This window comes from Pseudogulbenkiania subflava DSM 22618, from assembly GCF_900177275.1.
GTDB lineage: Bacteria > Pseudomonadota > Gammaproteobacteria > Burkholderiales > Chromobacteriaceae > Pseudogulbenkiania > Pseudogulbenkiania subflava.
The window spans coordinates 67,053-82,928 of sequence record NZ_FXAG01000004.1; the positions used below are offsets into that span (position 1 = coordinate 67,053).

A 15,876-nucleotide genomic window follows, 5' to 3' on the forward strand; every position below is an offset into this window, starting at 1 on the left:
ATTACCACCATAGAACACTTTGTCGCCGCATAACGCCGGGGCAGCCGGCAACGGCCTTCCACGGCACGACGTCGGCGCGCATAATGCCGGCTCTTTCGCCTCTGGCCCGCCCCATGCTGCCGATTCTCTACCGCGACGAACGCCTGATCGCCATCCATAAACCGTCCGGCCTGCTGGTGCACCGCACAGTGCTCGACAAACACGAAACCCGCTTCGCCATCCAGCTGTTGCGCGACCAGATCGGTCAGCGCGTCTACCCGGTGCACCGTCTCGACAAGGGCACCTCGGGCGTGCTGCTGTTTGCGCTCGACCGCGACATGGGGCGCGAGATGAGCTGGCAGTTCGAGCGCCAGCAGGTCGACAAGCGCTACCTGGCGGTGGTGCGAGGCTGGCCGGACGAACAGGGCGAGATCGAGCACGCGCTGACGCGCCGCCCGGACGATCTGGAATGGGTGGGCGAGAAGGTCGACACCGCGCCGCAGGCGGCGCTGACGCGGTTTCGCCGGTTGGCCACGGTGGAGCTGCCCTACGCCGTCGACAAGTACCCGCACAGCCGCTATGCGCTGGTCGAGCTGACGCCGGAAACCGGGCGGCGCCACCAGCTGCGCCGTCACCTCAAGCACATCGCCCATCCCATCATCGGCGACGCTACCTACGGCAAGGGCCGGCACAACCGGCTGTTCGGCGAGCTGTTCGGCTGCCAGCGCCTGCTGCTGGCCTGCGTGGAAATGCGCTTTGCCCACCCGGTCAGCGGCGAAAGCGTGATCCTGACCGCACCGCTGGCCGACGATTTTGCCGGCGTGGTGCGTGCCCTGGGCTGGGGCGAGGCGCTACCGGCACGCTGGCTGGCCAGCGACGCCGCGTGCACGCCTTGCGCACCGGCTCCCGGCACCGCCGGGCTTCCCTGAGCGGGGCGCCGTTGCCGCGGCAACGCATCTGAGGACGGGTTCCCGCTTCGCTTCCCCCATCCCACGGCTGCTCGTGACAGGTTATGCGCAGGTTCCAAGGCGGCTCGCCGGGCCATCGGCTACAATCTGCGCCTGACCGAAGAAAGACCGATTCATGCTGAGTTACCGTCACGCCTTTCACGCCGGCAACCACGCCGACGTGCTCAAGCACTTTGTCGAAGTCGAACTGCTGCGCTACCTCGGGCAGAAGGACAAGCCCTACTGGTACGTCGACACCCACGCCGGCGCCGGCTGCTACTCGCTGGAAGAAGGCTACGCCACCAAGAACGCCGAATTCGAAAGCGGCATCGCGCGGCTGTGGCAGCGCGACGACCTGCCCGAGCCGCTCGCCGGCTATGTCGACGTGGTGCGCCGCCTCAATCCGGACGGCCGCCTGAGGCTCTACCCCGGCTCGCCCCTGGTGGCCAGCGAAGTGATGCCGGCCGGCGACAAGCTGCGGCTGTTCGAACTGCACCCCACCGACAGCCAGATCCTGCAGAACAACTTCGCCGACGCCGGGCGCCGGGTGCAGGTGCAGGCCGCCAACGGCTTCGACGGCATCAAGGCGATCCTGCCGCCGCCGCCACGCCGCGCCCTGGTGCTGATCGATCCGCCGTACGAGGACAAGCGTGACTACCAGCACGTGGTGACCGCGCTTAAGGAAGGCCTGAAGCGTTTCGCCACCGGCACCTACGCGGTGTGGTATCCCTGCCTGCAACGCCAGGAAGCGAAGGAGCTGCCGCAACAGCTGAAGAAGCTGCCGGTGAAGAGCTGGCTCAACGTCACGTTGTCGGTGCAAAGCCCCTCCAAGGATGGCTTCGGCATGCATGGCAGCGGCATGTTCATCCTCAACCCGCCCTGGACGCTGCACGCCACGCTGCAGCAGGTGATGCCGTACCTGGTCGAGGTGCTGGGGCTCGACAAGGGGGCCGGCTTCACGCTGGAGCAGCACGAGAACTGAGCGCGGGCGGAAATTCAGCCCGGCACGCCGATCGCAACGCGGCGTCACTCGCGGCAGCACGGATAGCACTGCGCTGCTCGCGCTGACCCTGGCCAGCTCGTGACGAGTTTTCCCCACACCCCGGGGCTTCGGCCAACCTTCCCGCTGCTGCACGACAAAAAGCCCACTTTCGTGGGCTTTTTGTCTGTCGGCGCCGTGCACGAGCACCGCACGATTCAGCGCGGCACGGTGTCGCGGGGCTTGGCACCGATCATGTTGCCCTTGATGGCGAACACCTGCGCCAGCGCCGCCGTGGCCTGCTGGTCGCCCGCCAGCGGCTCGGGATGGAAGGCGATGTGCTGCACGCCCCGGCTATAGAGCTGGCTCACGGTCTTGGCCATCGGTTCGCCCGGCAGCGTCGCAAAGCGGTCGCACCCCGGCGCCGCCAGATCGAACACGGTCTTGGTCAGGCCGCCCGGATGGTTGGCCGCCAGACGCAGCACCTCGTGCAGGGCACGCTCCGGCACACAGCCATCCTCGGCGGGCGCCACGGCGGCGACGGTGAAATCGTAATTGGACAGCATCTGCCTGAACGACTGGGCGTACTGGTTCGCCCCCTGGACGCTCAGTACCGGGGCGCGGTAAAGGGTTCGCGCCGTCTTGAGGTCGGGGTGCTCGCGCCGCACGATGGCGGCCAGTTCCAGGGCAAAGCGGTCCCACTGCCCGGTCATGCCCGGTTCTTGACGACCGCTGGCCGTGTCGCCAGACGCCGGTTCCTCGCTGAACAGCAAACCGTCGATCGGCCCGGCCAACGCCATCTCTTCATAGAGCTGGCGCAGCAGTTGGCGCCCACGCGCGCTGAACGGCGACAGACGCGCCGTGACGGCGGCCGGCCGTTCGACCGAGCCCGAGGCGGCCGCGCTGACCAACAGCGGCCCCCAGGCGTACACCGCCTGCACCGAGGTACGGGTCTTGATCTGCCAGGCCACGCGGTTGAGCAGGTCGGCCCGCATCGGCAGGCGACGCGAGGGGAAGTACACGGCATCGGCGGTGCCGTTACCGTCATGATCGGCGAATGCCTTCAGGTAAACGGTATTGGCCCCGCTGGCGACGATGCGCTCGAGCAGATTGCCGAGGTTCTGATTCTGGCGATCCGGGTCCGGATCGTAGATATCGTCAATCGCGACATGCATGATTTTGCCGGGCAGCGTGATGATCTCATGAGGCCCGGCACGCAAGGCCAGATCGGTGGCCAGATCGCTAAGACTGGTATCGCTTTCCAGCAGGATGCGGCGCAGCCCGGTCAGCGCGGTGCGGCCGGTATTGGGACCATCGTCCAGCGTCAGGTCGACCACCAGCCCCAGCTTGGCGGCAATCTCGACCAGCGACTGGTTATAGCTGCCGTACGGCCACACCATGATGCGCGGGGACTGGCCGGTGTAGCGGCGCAGGAAGGCATTGTTGTGGCGCAGGTCGGCCATCACCCGGGCGCGGTATTCCTTCTCGGTTTCATAGCGGCCATCCTGGAAAATGCGCGTGGTGGCGGCCGGCTGGGTGTTGCCCTGGGGATTGGCCACCACGCCTTCGTGCAGACCGTAGGTGTGACTGGCGACTTCCACCAGCCCGCTTTTCACCATCTCCCTGATCTGGCTTTGCGACAGGAAGCGGCTGCGCGGCACCGCCTGGCCGGCGAAATCCACCATGCCGTCCTGTGGCTCCAGCCAGCTGCCGACCAGGGCGATCTGGGCCGGCGCGTTAAACTGCTTCAAGATCGGGAAGACCTGGCTGTAGACATCTTCGTAGCCATCGTCGAACGACAGCAACACGGCCTTGGGCGGCAAGGGCTTCTTGCCGGCTCGATCCGCCAGCACGTCGTCGACGCTGACGAAGTGATAACCGTTGCTCTTGAACCACTGCATCTGGGCCAGAAAGGTGGCCGGACTGATGGCGTACTGGGGAATCAGCGCCTGTTCTTTATCGGTGATTTCGTGATAGCCCAGTATCTGCAGCTGGGACGCCGCCAGGGTCAGGGTGGATGTCAGGGCGATAAGCAAGCCCATGGCAAGGGACAGGATGCGATTCATTGTCATCGGGTAGGTAGTTGCAACTAGCGGGTGAGGCAGGAATTGGACGTTGGCCAGTGGAGTCGACCCACTGACATTACGATTTGTTACATCATAACAAAGAAGACGTCACAACTCGTAGCGAAACCGGTATCTGTTTGTTACTAATTGTAATTTGATGAGGAAGAAGCCTCGCCAGGGCCTTCGGTCAGCGCCGTTCCTGCTGCCATCGCCGCGAAATTCAGCACAATAGCATATTTCGTACAACCCACCCAAACTGCTGCACCGCCACCGTGGCAAACCGGGGCACGCCAGACGCAAGCCCAACCGACGCCCTATTTCCTTGCGGCGCCCCGGCAAAACAAAATGCCAGTCAGGTCGACTGACTGGCATTGAACGAACGGGCTTTGGCCGAGCTTACTTTAGCAGCTGGCTGATATCCTTGGCTTCCCAGTGCGGGAAGTGCTTGCGCACCAGCGCATTGAACTCCAGCTCGAAGGCTCGCAGGCGGGCCAGTTCGTTGGCATCCTGCGCGCTGCTGTCGCTCTGCGCTGCGCCGGTGATCATGCCGGCGCCGGCAGTGGCGTTGGACAGGCGATCGATCACGATCAGGCTGCCGCTGCCACGGCACTGGCGGTAGGCGTCGAACACCACCGGTGCATTGACGACGACGCGGCACAGGCCGAACTCGTTGAGCTTGAGCTCGTCGGCGGCAAACTGCTCCATGGTGTTGACGTCGACGCGGTGCAGGATGTGCTCGACACGGCCGAACACGTTCTTGCCGGCCAGCTTGAAGGCGTACTCCTTGCCCACCTGCAACGGCACCTCGTTCATCCACACGATGTGGGCGTCGAACGCCGCCGAGACCGGAGGTTCCACCTCACCACTACGCACGATCATGTCGCCGCGCGAGCAGTCGATCTCGTCCTCCAGCGTCAGGGTGATGGCCTGACCGACGTGGGCACTGGCCAGATCACCGTCGGCGGTGACGATGGCCTTGACCTTGCTGGTCTTGCCCGACGGCAACACGACGATCTGGTCGCCCGGATGCACACGGCCGGAGGCGACGGTGCCGCAGAAGCCGCGGAAGTCCAGGTGCGGGCGGTTGACGTACTGCACCGGCAGGCGGAAGGCGTCGAGCGCGGCGTCGTGCGACAGCTCGACCGACTCCAACAGCTGCATGAAGGTGGCGCCGTCGTACCACGGTGCGCGTTCGCTCGGCTTCACCACGTTGTCGCCGCGCAGCGCCGAGATCGGCACGAAGCGGATGTCCGGAATCGCCAGGTGTTCGGCGAAGGCGAGGTACTCGTCGCGGATCTTGTCGAACACCTCCTGGCTGAAGTCGACCAGGTCCATCTTGTTGATCGCCACGATGACGTGGCGGATGCCGAGCTGGCTCACGATGTAGCTGTGACGGCGGGTCTGCGTCTGCACGCCGCGGCGGGCGTCGATCAGGATCACCGCCAGGTCCGAGGTGGAGGCGCCGGTGGCCATGTTGCGGGTGTACTGCTCGTGCCCCGGGCAGTCGGCGATGATGAACTTGCGCTTCTCGGTGGAGAAATAGCGGTAGGCCACGTCGATGGTGATGCCCTGCTCGCGCTCGGCCTGCAGGCCGTCCACCAGCAAGGCCAGATCGATGTCCTCGTCGGTGGTGTTGTACTTCTTGCTGTCCTTCTGGATCGCGGCCAGTTGGTCTTCGAAGATCAGCTTGGAATCGTGCAGCAGCCGGCCGATCAGCGTGGACTTGCCGTCGTCGACGTTGCCGCAGGTGATGAAACGCAGCAGATCCTTGTTTTCGTGCTGTTTCAGATAGGCCAGGATATCGCTGGCGATCAGTTCGGATTGGTGAGACATGGTGGTATTCCGTCATCTTCGGCCAACGTGAGGCCAAGGGCGTTCACGTCGGCACGCGGTATTCTCAACGAGATCGTTTAGATCCGGACCAGAGCTTGTGAAAAAATTCGTCCCACAGGGATTCCCTGCGGTCATCGCCACAGGTCGAGGTCAAGGTGAGAAGCGTAGCTGTACAAGTGGTACAGCGAGCATCGCAGCGTGAGATCGCCCTGCGCAGCAGGATTTTCCACAAGCTCTTAGAAGTAGCCTTCCATCTTCTTCTTCTCCATCGAGCCGGCCTGGTCGTGGTCGATCAGGCGTCCCTGCCGCTCGGAGGTGGTGGTGAGCAGCATTTCCTGGATGATCTCCGGCAGCGTGGCGGCTTCCGACTCGACCGCACCGGTGAGCGGGTAACAGCCCAGGGTGCGGAAGCGCACACTGCGCATTTCCGGCACCTCGCCCTCCTTGAGCGGCAGGCGCTCGTCGTCGACCATCACCAGCATGCCGTCACGGTTGACCACCGGGCGCGGCTTGGCGAAATACAGCGGCACGATCTCGATGTTTTCGAGGTAGATGTACTGCCAGATGTCGAGCTCGGTCCAGTTGGACAGCGGGAACACACGGATGCTCTCGCCCTTGTTGATCTTGCTGTTGTAGATGTTCCAGAGTTCCGGACGCTGGTTTTTCGGGTCCCAGCGATGGTTCTTGTCGCGGAAGGAATAGACACGCTCCTTGGCGCGCGACTTTTCCTCGTCGCGGCGCGCCCCGCCGAAGGCGGCGTCGAACTGGTACTTGTTCAGCGCCTGCTTGAGGGCGTCGGTCTTCATCACGTCGGTGTACTTGGCGCTGCCGTGGTCGAACGGGTTGATGTTGGCCGCCCGGCCTTCTTCGTTGGTGTGCACCAGGAGTTCCATGCCGACCTTGGCCGCCATGCGGTCGCGGAACGCGATCATGTCGCGGAACTTCCAGGTGGTGTCGACGTGCAGCAGGGGGAACGGCGGCTTGCCCGGGTAGAAGGCCTTGAGCGCGAGGTGCAGCATCACCGCCGAGTCCTTGCCGATGGAATACAGCATCACCGGGTTCTCGAATTCCGCCGCCACTTCGCGAATGATATGGATCGACTCCGCTTCCAGTTGTTTGAGGTGAGTCAGTCTTGCTTCACTGATAGTCATCTTGCTCCGCCCGCTATTGGCACGTGGCCAGTTCTGTTCCTGCCTGCAGGCGGCACACCCGCCTGCCATTTGACGCCAATCTACCGGAAGCCCCCTAGCCAGGCAAAACCGAATGGATATATCAATATGCGCTATTGGAAACAAAAAACTGGCTAACCGGACATATAGCGACACCCTCCGGTGGCGGCTCCACCACCCCAGCGCGGAAAAGTTGTCCCGAGTCGGGAGATTGCTTATATAGTCAGCGGGGGAGAAAAAGAATGACAACACACGCCGCACCGATCCTGAGCCACGACGCCACCCAGCCGCCGGCCGACATGCCGGTTGCCGCCCCCGGCGGCACCCTGCGACAGACCCTGTCGTTGCCGCAGAAACTGACCGTCGCCGCCTTTCCCGCCGCCCAGCTGAAACACCCCGGCATCGTTCCACCCAGCCAGCCGGAGCTGCGCGACGGGCTCTGCCTTTGGCATTACGACCTGCCGGCCTGGCATCCGCTGGCCAGCCTGCTGGCGCTCTCGGGAGTGCTCCCGGCCAAAGAGGCGGTGGGACTGTGCTGCGACCTGCTGGGCGCGCTGATGTACGCCCACGCCCAGGGCGTGGCGCACGGCTGGCTGAGCCTGGACCACATTCTGCTCGACGACGAGCGCACGCCGCATCTGCTCGGGCTCGGGCTGTTGCCGGCGCCGCCGGCGAATGCCCTGCCCCGCATGCGCCAGCGCGACCTCGCCGCGCTGGCCGGCATCCTGCACCAGTTGCTGACCGGGCAGCCCCCCGGCACCACGCCGCTGCGGCAATTGAACCCGCTGATCGACGACGAACTGGACGCCATCATGGTGAGCGCGCTCGACACGGCGCCGGGCCAGGGTTTTGCCGATGCCGCGTCGCTGCTGGCCGCGCTGCAGGCCTGGCTTACCACTCAGCACCGCTTCATCAAGGGCAGCGCCAGCCCGACCGCCTGGGACAGCCTGCTGGAGCGCATGCGCTATTCGGCCGACTTTCCCGCCCTGTCGCAGGCGATCCAGGCCATCAACCAGGTGAGCGAGGACCACACCGGCCGGGTGCAAGAACTGGCGGAAATCATCCTGCAGGACTTCTCGCTGACCAACAAGCTGCTGCGGGTGGTGAACTCGGTGCATTACAGCCACTTCGGCGGCGCAGTCAGCACGGTGTCGCGCGCCATCGTCATCCTCGGTTTCGATACCATCCGCAACCTGGCGATCACACTGCTGCTGTTCGAACACATGCACAACAAGGCGCACGCGGCCACCTTGAAGGACACCGCGCTGCGCACCTTCTTCTGCGGCCTGCTGACGCGCGAACTGGCACAACAGGGTGTTGCCGGGGACAGCGAGGAAGCGCTGATCTGCGGCATGTTCCACCACTTGGGCGAACTCCTGTGCCGCTTCTATTTCCGCGAGGAAAGCCGGCTGATCGACCTCAAGGTCGAGAACGGCCTGAGCCTGACCCAGGCCACCATCCATACGCTGGGGCTGGACTTCGCCGCGCTGGGCATGAGTGTGGCCGAGCACTGGAGCTTCCCGGCGCGTATCGTGCAGAGCATGGAGCTGCTGCCGGCCGGGCCGATCCGCCCGCCGGCCAACGCTGCGGCGCGGCTGTGCATCCTGGCCAACCTGGCCGCCGAGCTGACGCAACTGACACAAGACCCCGGCAGCGCCCCGCGCCAGCCGCTGGAGACGCTGCTGGAACGCTATCAGCGCGTGTTGCCGCTGAGCGCCGAGCAGGCAATCGCGCACGTGCGTGCCGCGCTGCGGGCGTTCGACGAGCACGTCGAGCCGATCGGGGTCAGCGCCCGTCCCGACAGCTTCCTGGCGCGGCTGCGCGGCTCAGCGCTGCTCGCCGGCTCGGCGCGTCCGGGCGCCCGCCCTCCGCCGCTCGCCCAAGCCATCCAGGCGGCCCGGCCACAGGAGCTGGAGCTCGACCTGATGCTGGATCTGGCAGCCGTGCCAGAGCCCTGCGACGACAGCAGCGCGCGCCGCTTGAGTGCCGGCATGCAGGAGCTTACCCACGCCCTGCTCGGTCCCTTCAACCTGAACGAGTTGCTGCAGACCGTGCTGGAAACGCTGTTTCGCGCCACCCCGTTCGAGCACGTGCTGCTGTGCACGCGCGACCCGCGGCTGGGACAGATGGTGGCGCGCTTCGGTTTTGGCGAGCGGATCGGTGCGATGATTCCCGCATTCCGCTTCAGCCTGCAGGAGGCTGCCAACGTGTTCTGCGTGGCGCTGGAGCACAACGCCGACATCCTGATCGAGGACGTCAACGCTCCGAATATCGCCAGCCGCATCCCGAACTGGCTGCGCCGCGCCACGCCGGCAGAGACGTTCCTGATCCTGCCGCTGGTGCTAGAAAACAAGCCGATCGGTTTTCTGTACGGCGAGCGCCGGCATGCCCATAGCCTGAAACCCGACGCGGAAACGCTGAACCTGCTGAAGGCGCTGCGCAATCAGGCCCTGCTGGCGATCCGCCAGAAGCAGTCCGCCGGCTGAGCCTGGCGGCATGAACGCCCCGCCGCCCCCCCTTCTCCGGCCTGCCTTGCCGATGGGGGTGCGCCGGGTTTCTTGGTATACCGGACTATAATTGACCCAGCGAAGTGGGAAGTACTCGGACGTTTTGCGGCGGCGCATATTGACGTTTACGTAAACGTTACTTTATGTTCACGAAAACAGTACTCAAGGAGACATCATGGCAATCACCCGCATCGGCGTTATCGGCGCCGGCACCATGGGCAACGGCATCGCCCAGACCTTCGCCCGCCACGGTTTTCAGGTCACTCTGGTCGACACCTCGGCCGCGGCGCTGGAAAAAGGCCTCGCCACCATCCGGGCGAGCCTCGCCAAGTTGGAGAAGAAGGCGCTGCTGAGCCCCGCCGACGTCGAGCTCACCCTCTCCAACATCACCACCGCCGAGACGCTGACCGCCCTGACCGAGTGCCAGCTGGTGGTGGAGGCCGCCACCGAGAACCCCGCGATCAAGGAAAAGATCTTCCGCGAGCTGGCGCGCACCCTGCCCGCCGACGCCATCCTGGCTTCCAACACCTCGTCGATCTCGCTGACCCGCATCGCCGCCTGGGTGGAGTGTCCGGAGCGGGTGATCGGCATGCACTTCATGAACCCGGTGCCGCTGATGCCGCTGGTGGAGATCATCCGCGCGCTGCAGACCGACGATGCCACTCACCAGACGGTGCACACGCTGGCCGTGGAAATCGGCAAGACCCCGGTGACGGTGAAGGACGGCCCCGGTTTCGTGTCCAACCGCGTGCTGATGCCGATGATCAACGAGGCGGCGTTCGCGCTGTACGAGAACCTGGCCAGCGCCGAGGACATCGACACCGTGATGAAACTCGGCATGAACCACCCGATCGGCCCGCTGGCGCTGGCCGACCTGATCGGCCTGGACACCTGCCTCGCGATCATGGACATCCTTCACGACGAATTCCGTGACAGCAAGTACCGCGCCTGCCCGCTCCTGGCGCAGCTGGTGGCGGCCGGCCGGCTCGGGCGCAAGAGCGGACACGGCTTCTACACCTATTAATATCAACGCATTACTCCTGAGCTCCGTCACGCCCGCCAACCGGATGTGACGGAAGCACAACAACCGTTTTTTCCTCTCCTAGGCGGACTCGCAAACCCTTGAAAAAAACCAAGCGCTTGCTTAGTTTAATAGAGGAACTTACTTTTACGTAACGGTGATGAAAACCGCAGGATACCCTGCCTATCACTCTACCTCGGCAGAGCCGACGCCGACTCCCGAGGGAGACAGGCATCCATGCCCCAGCCGGTCGCACCAACGGGCAGATCATGGGAAAGCTCTGCCACCCGGCGACTACGATTAAAGAAAAACCTGCGGCCAGCTCATCATCCACCGTGGCGGTGACAACATCAGGAGACGACACCATGTCTACCCTTCCCACCATCAAGTTGCTGATCAACGGCAAGTTCGTCGAGTCGACGACGAGCGAGTGGCGCGACGTCGTCAACCCCGCCACGCAAGAGGTACTGGCACGGGTGCCGCTGGCGACGCCGGAGGAAGTCGACGCCGCCGTGGCGGCGGCCAAGGAAGCCTTCAAAAGCTGGAAGAAGACGCCAATCGGCGCGCGCGCCCGCCTCTTCCTCAAATACCAGCAACTGATCCGGGAACACATGAAGGAACTGGCGGCCATCCTCACCGCCGAGCAGGGCAAGACTCTGGCCGATGCCGAGGGCGACGTGTTCCGCGGCCTGGAGGTGGTCGAACATGCCGCCAACATCGGCAACCTGCAGCTGGGCGAGCACGCCGAGAACGTGGCCAGCGGCGTCGACACCTACACCGTGCAGCAGCCGCTCGGGGTGTGCGCCGGCATCACGCCGTTCAACTTCCCGGCCATGATCCCGCTGTGGATGTTCCCGATGGCCATCGCCTGCGGCAACACCTTCGTGCTCAAGCCGTCCGAGCAAGACCCGATGGTGACGATGAGGCTGGTGGAACTGGCGATCGAAGCCGGCATCCCGCCCGGCGTGCTGAACGTGGTGCACGGCAGCGCGGACGTGGTCAATGCCATCTGCGACCACCCCGACATCAAGGCCTTGTCCTTCGTCGGTTCCACTCCGGTCGGCACCCACGTCTACCAGCGCGCGAGCCAGGCCGGCAAGCGCGTGCAGTGCATGATGGGCGCCAAGAACCACGCCATCGTGCTGCCGGACGCCAACAAGGAACAGGCGCTCAACCAGCTGGTCGGTGCCGGTTTCGGCGCCGCCGGCCAGCGTTGCATGGCGATCTCGGTGGCGGTGCTGGTGGGCGAGGCGCAGCAGTGGATTCCAGATCTGGTAGTCAAAGCCAAGGCCTTGCGCGTCGGCCCCGGCCAGGCCAACCCGGACCTGGGGCCGTTGATCTCCAGTGCGGCACGCACGCGCGTCGAAGGGCTGATCGCCAAGGGCATCGCGCAAGGCGCCAAACTGGAGCTGGACGGCCGCAGCGTGCAGGTGCCCGGCCATGAGCAGGGCAACTTCATCGGCCCGACCATCTTCTCCGGCGTCGAGCCCGGCATGGCGATCTACGACCAGGAAATCTTCGGCCCGGTACTGTGCCTGGTGGCGGCCGATTCGCTCGACGACGCCATCGCCCTGATCAACGCCAACCCGCACGGCAACGGCACCGCCATCTTCACCCAGAGCGGCGCGGCGGCACGCAAGTTCCAGGAGGAGATCGACGTCGGCCAGGTCGGCATCAACGTGCCGATCCCGGTACCGGTGCCCTTGTTCTCGTTCACCGGTTCGCGCGGCTCCAAACTCGGCGACCTGGGGCCATACGGCAAGCAGGTGATCCTGTTCTACACCCAGACCAAGACCGTCACCAGCCGCTGGTTCGACGACGCCGCCTCGAGCGGCAAGGTCAACACCACCATTGCACTGCACTGACGCATCATCAGGCGCGGCACGCCCATCCACCCCGGACGCGCCGCATATCGACATCCTCCCGTCCACCCGACGGGGCTGACAAGATTGGCTGACAACATGGACTTTGCCCTGACTGAACAACAGATCGCCTTCCAGGACGCCGCGCGGGCCTTCGCCACGCACGAACTGGCGCCACATGCCGCGGAATGGGACGAGCGCGAGGAATTTCCGCTCGAGGTGATCCGCCGCGCCGGCGAGATGGGCTTTCTCAGCCTGTACACGCCGGAAGCCTACGGCGGGCTCGGCCTCAGCCGCCTCGATGCCGCCATCGTGTTCGAAGAACTCGCCGCCGGCTGCACCTCCACTGCCGCCTACCTCACCATCCACAACATGGTGAGCTGGATGATCGCCAGCTTCGCCAAACCCGACGTGGCCGAATACTGGGTGCCGCAGATGGTATCGGGCGCCAAGCTTGGCAGCTACTGCCTGACCGAACCAGGCGCCGGCTCCGATGCCGCCTCGCTGAAAACCCACGCCGAGAAGAAGGGCGACGTCTACATTCTCAACGGCTCCAAGATGTTCATCTCCGGCGCCGGCAGCACCGAGGTGCTGGTGGTGATGGCGCGCACCGGCGGTCCTGGCCCGAAAGGCGTATCGGCCTTCGTGGTGCCGGCAGATGCGCCCGGAATCCAGTACGGCAAGAAGGAAAAGAAGATGGGCTGGAACAGCCAGCCCACGCGCGCCGTCACCTTCGACAACGTCGAGATTCCGGCCGAGAACCTGCTGGGAGAGGAAGGCCAGGGCTTCACCTTCGCCATGAAAGGGCTGGATGGCGGGCGCATCAATATCGCCACCTGTGCCGTCGGCACCGCCCAGGCCGCGCTCAATGCCGCGCAGCGCTATGTGCAGGAGCGCCAGCAATTCGGCCACGCGCTGGCGGACTTCCAGACCGTGCAGTTCCGCCTCGCCGACATGCTGACCGAGCTCATCGCGGCCCGCCAGATGGTGCGCCTGGCGGCGTGGAAGCTCGACAGCGGCAGTCCCGACGCCACCGCCTACTGCGCCATGGCCAAGCGCCTGGCCACCGATCTGAGCTTCAACGTCGCCAACCAGGCGCTGCAACTGTTCGGTGGCTACGGCTACCTGAAGGACTTCCCGCTTGAGCGCCACGTACGCGACCTGCGCGTGCACCAGATCCTGGAAGGCACCAACGAAGTGATGCGCATGATCGTGGCGCGCCATCTGCTCAAGGACGGCGCACTCGACACACTGCGCTGAACGCCAGGTCGAACAAGGGGTCGGGAGGGTTGAAACACGGCACATCGCGTCCAATCAGGGCGATAGGCTCCGTCCCTCCTCCCCGCTCAGCAACGGCCAGAACAGGCCACACAACCAGGAGAACATTTTGCCAAGCTACGCCCATCTCAACGTCGAAAAACACGGCCACACCGCGCTGGTCACCATCGCCAATCCGCCCGCCAACACCTGGAACCGGGAGAGCCTCTCCGCCCTCAAGGCACTGGTGGCCGACCTCAACGCCGAGCGCGACATCTACGCTCTGGTGATCACCGGCGATGGCGAAAAATTCTTCTCGGCCGGCGCCGACCTGACGCTGTTCGCCGACGGCAACAAGACCGTCGCCACCGAAATGACCATGCTGTTCGGCGAGGCCTTCGAGGCGCTTTCGGCGTTCCGTGGCGTCAGTATTGCCGCCATCAACGGCTACGCCATGGGCGGCGGGCTGGAATGCGCCCTGGCCTGCGACATCCGTATCGCCGAGGAACAAGCTCAGATGGCGTTGCCGGAAGCCGCCGTCGGTCTGCTGCCCTGCGCCGGCGGCACCCAGCTGTTGCCCTGGCTGGTGGGCGAAGGCTGGGCCAAGCGCATGATCCTGTGTGGCGAGCGCGTGGACGCCGCCACGGCGCTGCGCATCGGGCTGGTAGAAGAAGTGGTCGGCAAGGGCCAGGCGCGCGCCGCCGCGCTGGCGCTGGCGGAGAAGGTGGCACGCCAGTCGCCTTCCTCGGTGGCAGCGTGCAAGACGCTGGTGCAGCGCGCCCGCGTCGAGCCGCCGTCGTACAACCTGATCCACGAGCGCGAACGCTTCATCAAGCTGTTCGACACCGAAGATCAGAAGGAAGGCGTCGGCGCCTTCCTGGAAAAGCGTCCGCCGCAGTGGAAAAATGCCTGAGAACCGGCTCACGGTCCGTCGCGAGCGTCTCGTTGCGTGCCGATCTTCCGCGGAGACCCGCGAAAGATTCGCACGCAACGCACCTGAACCCCGGTCGGGAACGCGCCGCAAGACCGTAAACCGGTTCTGACTAGTTGGCCGAAAGGAACACCACCATGAACGACGAAGTCCTGTTTGAAGAACTGACCAGCAGCAACGGCCGGCGTATCGGCGTGGCCACGCTCAACGCCGAGAAATCGCTCAACGCGCTGACGCTGGGCATGATCCGCCTGCTCGACGCACAGTTGCAGCGCTGGGCCGCCGACGACGCCATCGCCTGCGTGCTGTTGCGCGGGGCCGGCGAACGGGCGTTCTGCGCCGGCGGCGACGTGCGCGCGGTGCGCGACGCCATCCTGGTCCACCGCGGCGACGGTCCGATTCCCGAAGTGGTGACGTTCTTCCGGGAGGAATACACCCTCGACCACCGCCTGCACACCTACCCCAAACCGGTCATCGTCTGGGGCCACGGCATCGTCATGGGCGGAGGGCTCGGCCTGATGGTCGGCGCCAGCCACCGCGTCGCCACCCCGGCCACGCGCATCGCCATGCCGGAAATCACCATCGGCCTGTACCCGGACGTGGCCGGCAGCTGGTTCCTGCAGCGCATGCCGGCCAAGCTCGGGCTGTTCCTCGGTCTGACCGGTGCGCCGCTCAACGCCCACGACGCGCTGATCGTCAACCTGGCCGACCACGTCGTCGCGCTGGATGGCTATTCCGAGTTGCTGGCACGTCTGACCGACACCGCCTGGTCCGATACCGCTTCGGCCAACCACGCGGCCGTCACAGCCCGGCTTAACGACATGGAATGCGCCACCCATGCCTCCTTGCCGATGTCCAACGTCGAGCGCCAACTGGTGGCCATCCACCGTCTGATGAACCGCGGCAGCCTGGCCGCCGTGGCGCAGGCGCTGACCGACGGCCATTTCGACGACCCCTGGCTGCAGGCGGCGGCGCACAGCTTCGCCCACGGCAGTCCGAGTTCGGCCGCGGTCACCTGGGAAATCTACCGCCGCGCCAAGCACCTGTCGCTGGCCGAGGCGCTGCGCATGGAGCTGATCCTGTCGGTCAATTTCTGCAGCAAGCCGGACTTCCGCGAAGGCGTGCGCGCGCTGCTGGTGGACAAGGACCGCCAGCCGCAGTGGAGCCGCAAGACGTTGGCCGAAGTAGACCAGGCCTGGGTCGACAGCCACTTCACCGCGCCGTGGAGTGATGGCGAACACCCGCTGGCGGCGCTGGGCTGAGTTGCCAACTCAAGTGGAGAGCCCGTTTCAGTAGGCGAACGAGCCAAAGCAGAGTGAGGGCCA

Annotated in this window: 11 protein-coding genes; 8 read left to right on the top strand and 3 right to left on the bottom strand. The window is 65.1% G+C overall.

Features of this window, described 5'->3' with window-relative positions:
- Nucleotides 1–113: 113 nt before the first annotated feature.
- Both B9N72_RS04975 and B9N72_RS04980 read left to right on the top strand, forming a co-directional pair.
- Nucleotides 114–908: a tRNA pseudouridine(65) synthase TruC gene (locus B9N72_RS04975; protein WP_085275326.1), complete on the top strand. Its 795-nt coding sequence runs from the start codon at nucleotides 114–116 to the stop codon at nucleotides 906–908.
- A 154-nt stretch (nucleotides 909–1,062) separates the two neighbouring features.
- Complete coding sequence (locus tag B9N72_RS04980; RefSeq protein WP_085275327.1) at nucleotides 1,063–1,908, top strand: 23S rRNA (adenine(2030)-N(6))-methyltransferase RlmJ; 846 nt, start codon at nucleotides 1,063–1,065, stop codon at nucleotides 1,906–1,908.
- A 215-nt stretch (nucleotides 1,909–2,123) separates the two neighbouring features.
- Here the strand turns inward: B9N72_RS04980 and pgaB are convergent, their stop codons facing one another.
- The 3 genes from pgaB to cysD all read right to left on the bottom strand — a co-directional run bounded on the left by pgaB (nucleotide 2,124) and on the right by cysD (nucleotide 6,955).
- Nucleotides 2,124–3,977 (bottom strand): poly-beta-1,6-N-acetyl-D-glucosamine N-deacetylase PgaB, encoded by a 1,854-nt coding sequence (gene pgaB / locus B9N72_RS04985; RefSeq protein WP_234985882.1) that lies wholly within the window; start codon nucleotides 3,975–3,977, stop codon nucleotides 2,124–2,126.
- Between the two features lie 390 nt (nucleotides 3,978–4,367).
- A complete protein-coding gene (cysN, locus tag B9N72_RS04990; RefSeq protein ID WP_085275329.1) occupies nucleotides 4,368–5,804 on the bottom strand; it encodes a sulfate adenylyltransferase subunit CysN in 1,437 nt (478 codons plus the stop codon).
- Between the two features lie 236 nt (nucleotides 5,805–6,040).
- Entirely contained in the window at nucleotides 6,041–6,955 is a 915-nt protein-coding gene (gene cysD / locus B9N72_RS04995; RefSeq protein WP_008954518.1) for a sulfate adenylyltransferase subunit CysD, read from the bottom strand.
- A gap of 260 nt (nucleotides 6,956–7,215) precedes the next feature.
- Between cysD and B9N72_RS05000 the strand changes: the two genes are divergently transcribed.
- From B9N72_RS05000 to B9N72_RS05025, 6 genes are all read left to right on the top strand, one after another.
- Complete coding sequence (locus B9N72_RS05000) at nucleotides 7,216–9,459, top strand: HDOD domain-containing protein (protein ID WP_085275330.1); 2,244 nt, start codon at nucleotides 7,216–7,218, stop codon at nucleotides 9,457–9,459.
- 196 nt (nucleotides 9,460–9,655) lie between these two features.
- Nucleotides 9,656–10,504 (top strand): 3-hydroxybutyryl-CoA dehydrogenase, encoded by an 849-nt coding sequence (locus tag B9N72_RS05005; RefSeq protein WP_085275331.1) that lies wholly within the window; start codon nucleotides 9,656–9,658, stop codon nucleotides 10,502–10,504.
- Between the two features lie 362 nt (nucleotides 10,505–10,866).
- The gene (locus tag B9N72_RS05010) at nucleotides 10,867–12,366 is read left to right on the top strand and encodes a CoA-acylating methylmalonate-semialdehyde dehydrogenase (RefSeq protein WP_085275332.1); all 1,500 of its coding nucleotides are present in this window, start codon (nucleotides 10,867–10,869) and stop codon (nucleotides 12,364–12,366) included.
- 96 nt (nucleotides 12,367–12,462) lie between these two features.
- Complete coding sequence (locus B9N72_RS05015) at nucleotides 12,463–13,623, top strand: acyl-CoA dehydrogenase family protein (protein ID WP_085275333.1); 1,161 nt, start codon at nucleotides 12,463–12,465, stop codon at nucleotides 13,621–13,623.
- Nucleotides 13,624–13,750: 127 nt separating this feature from the next.
- Nucleotides 13,751–14,533 (top strand): enoyl-CoA hydratase, encoded by a 783-nt coding sequence (locus tag B9N72_RS05020; RefSeq protein WP_085275334.1) that lies wholly within the window; start codon nucleotides 13,751–13,753, stop codon nucleotides 14,531–14,533.
- Between the two features lie 155 nt (nucleotides 14,534–14,688).
- The gene (locus tag B9N72_RS05025; protein ID WP_085275335.1) at nucleotides 14,689–15,813 is read left to right on the top strand and encodes an enoyl-CoA hydratase/isomerase family protein; all 1,125 of its coding nucleotides are present in this window, start codon (nucleotides 14,689–14,691) and stop codon (nucleotides 15,811–15,813) included.
- The last annotated feature ends 63 nt before the right edge of the window (nucleotides 15,814–15,876 follow it).

What these genes read in the sequence shown, in the direction of transcription:
- B9N72_RS04975 (WP_085275326.1), top strand. Translation starts at nt 114, where the DNA reads ATGCTGCCGATTCTCTACCGCGACGAACGCCTGATCGCCATCCATAAA.
- B9N72_RS04980 (WP_085275327.1), top strand. Translation starts at nt 1,063, where the DNA reads ATGCTGAGTTACCGTCACGCCTTTCACGCCGGCAACCACGCCGACGTG.
- pgaB (WP_234985882.1), bottom strand. Translation starts at nt 3,977, where the DNA reads ATGACAATGAATCGCATCCTGTCCCTTGCCATGGGCTTGCTTATCGCC.
- cysN (WP_085275329.1), bottom strand. Translation starts at nt 5,804, where the DNA reads ATGTCTCACCAATCCGAACTGATCGCCAGCGATATCCTGGCCTATCTG.
- cysD (WP_008954518.1), bottom strand. Translation starts at nt 6,955, where the DNA reads ATGACTATCAGTGAAGCAAGACTGACTCACCTCAAACAACTGGAAGCG.
- B9N72_RS05000 (WP_085275330.1), top strand. Translation starts at nt 7,216, where the DNA reads ATGACAACACACGCCGCACCGATCCTGAGCCACGACGCCACCCAGCCG.
- B9N72_RS05005 (WP_085275331.1), top strand. Translation starts at nt 9,656, where the DNA reads ATGGCAATCACCCGCATCGGCGTTATCGGCGCCGGCACCATGGGCAAC.
- B9N72_RS05010 (WP_085275332.1), top strand. Translation starts at nt 10,867, where the DNA reads ATGTCTACCCTTCCCACCATCAAGTTGCTGATCAACGGCAAGTTCGTC.
- B9N72_RS05015 (WP_085275333.1), top strand. Translation starts at nt 12,463, where the DNA reads ATGGACTTTGCCCTGACTGAACAACAGATCGCCTTCCAGGACGCCGCG.
- B9N72_RS05025 (WP_085275335.1), top strand. Translation starts at nt 14,689, where the DNA reads ATGAACGACGAAGTCCTGTTTGAAGAACTGACCAGCAGCAACGGCCGG.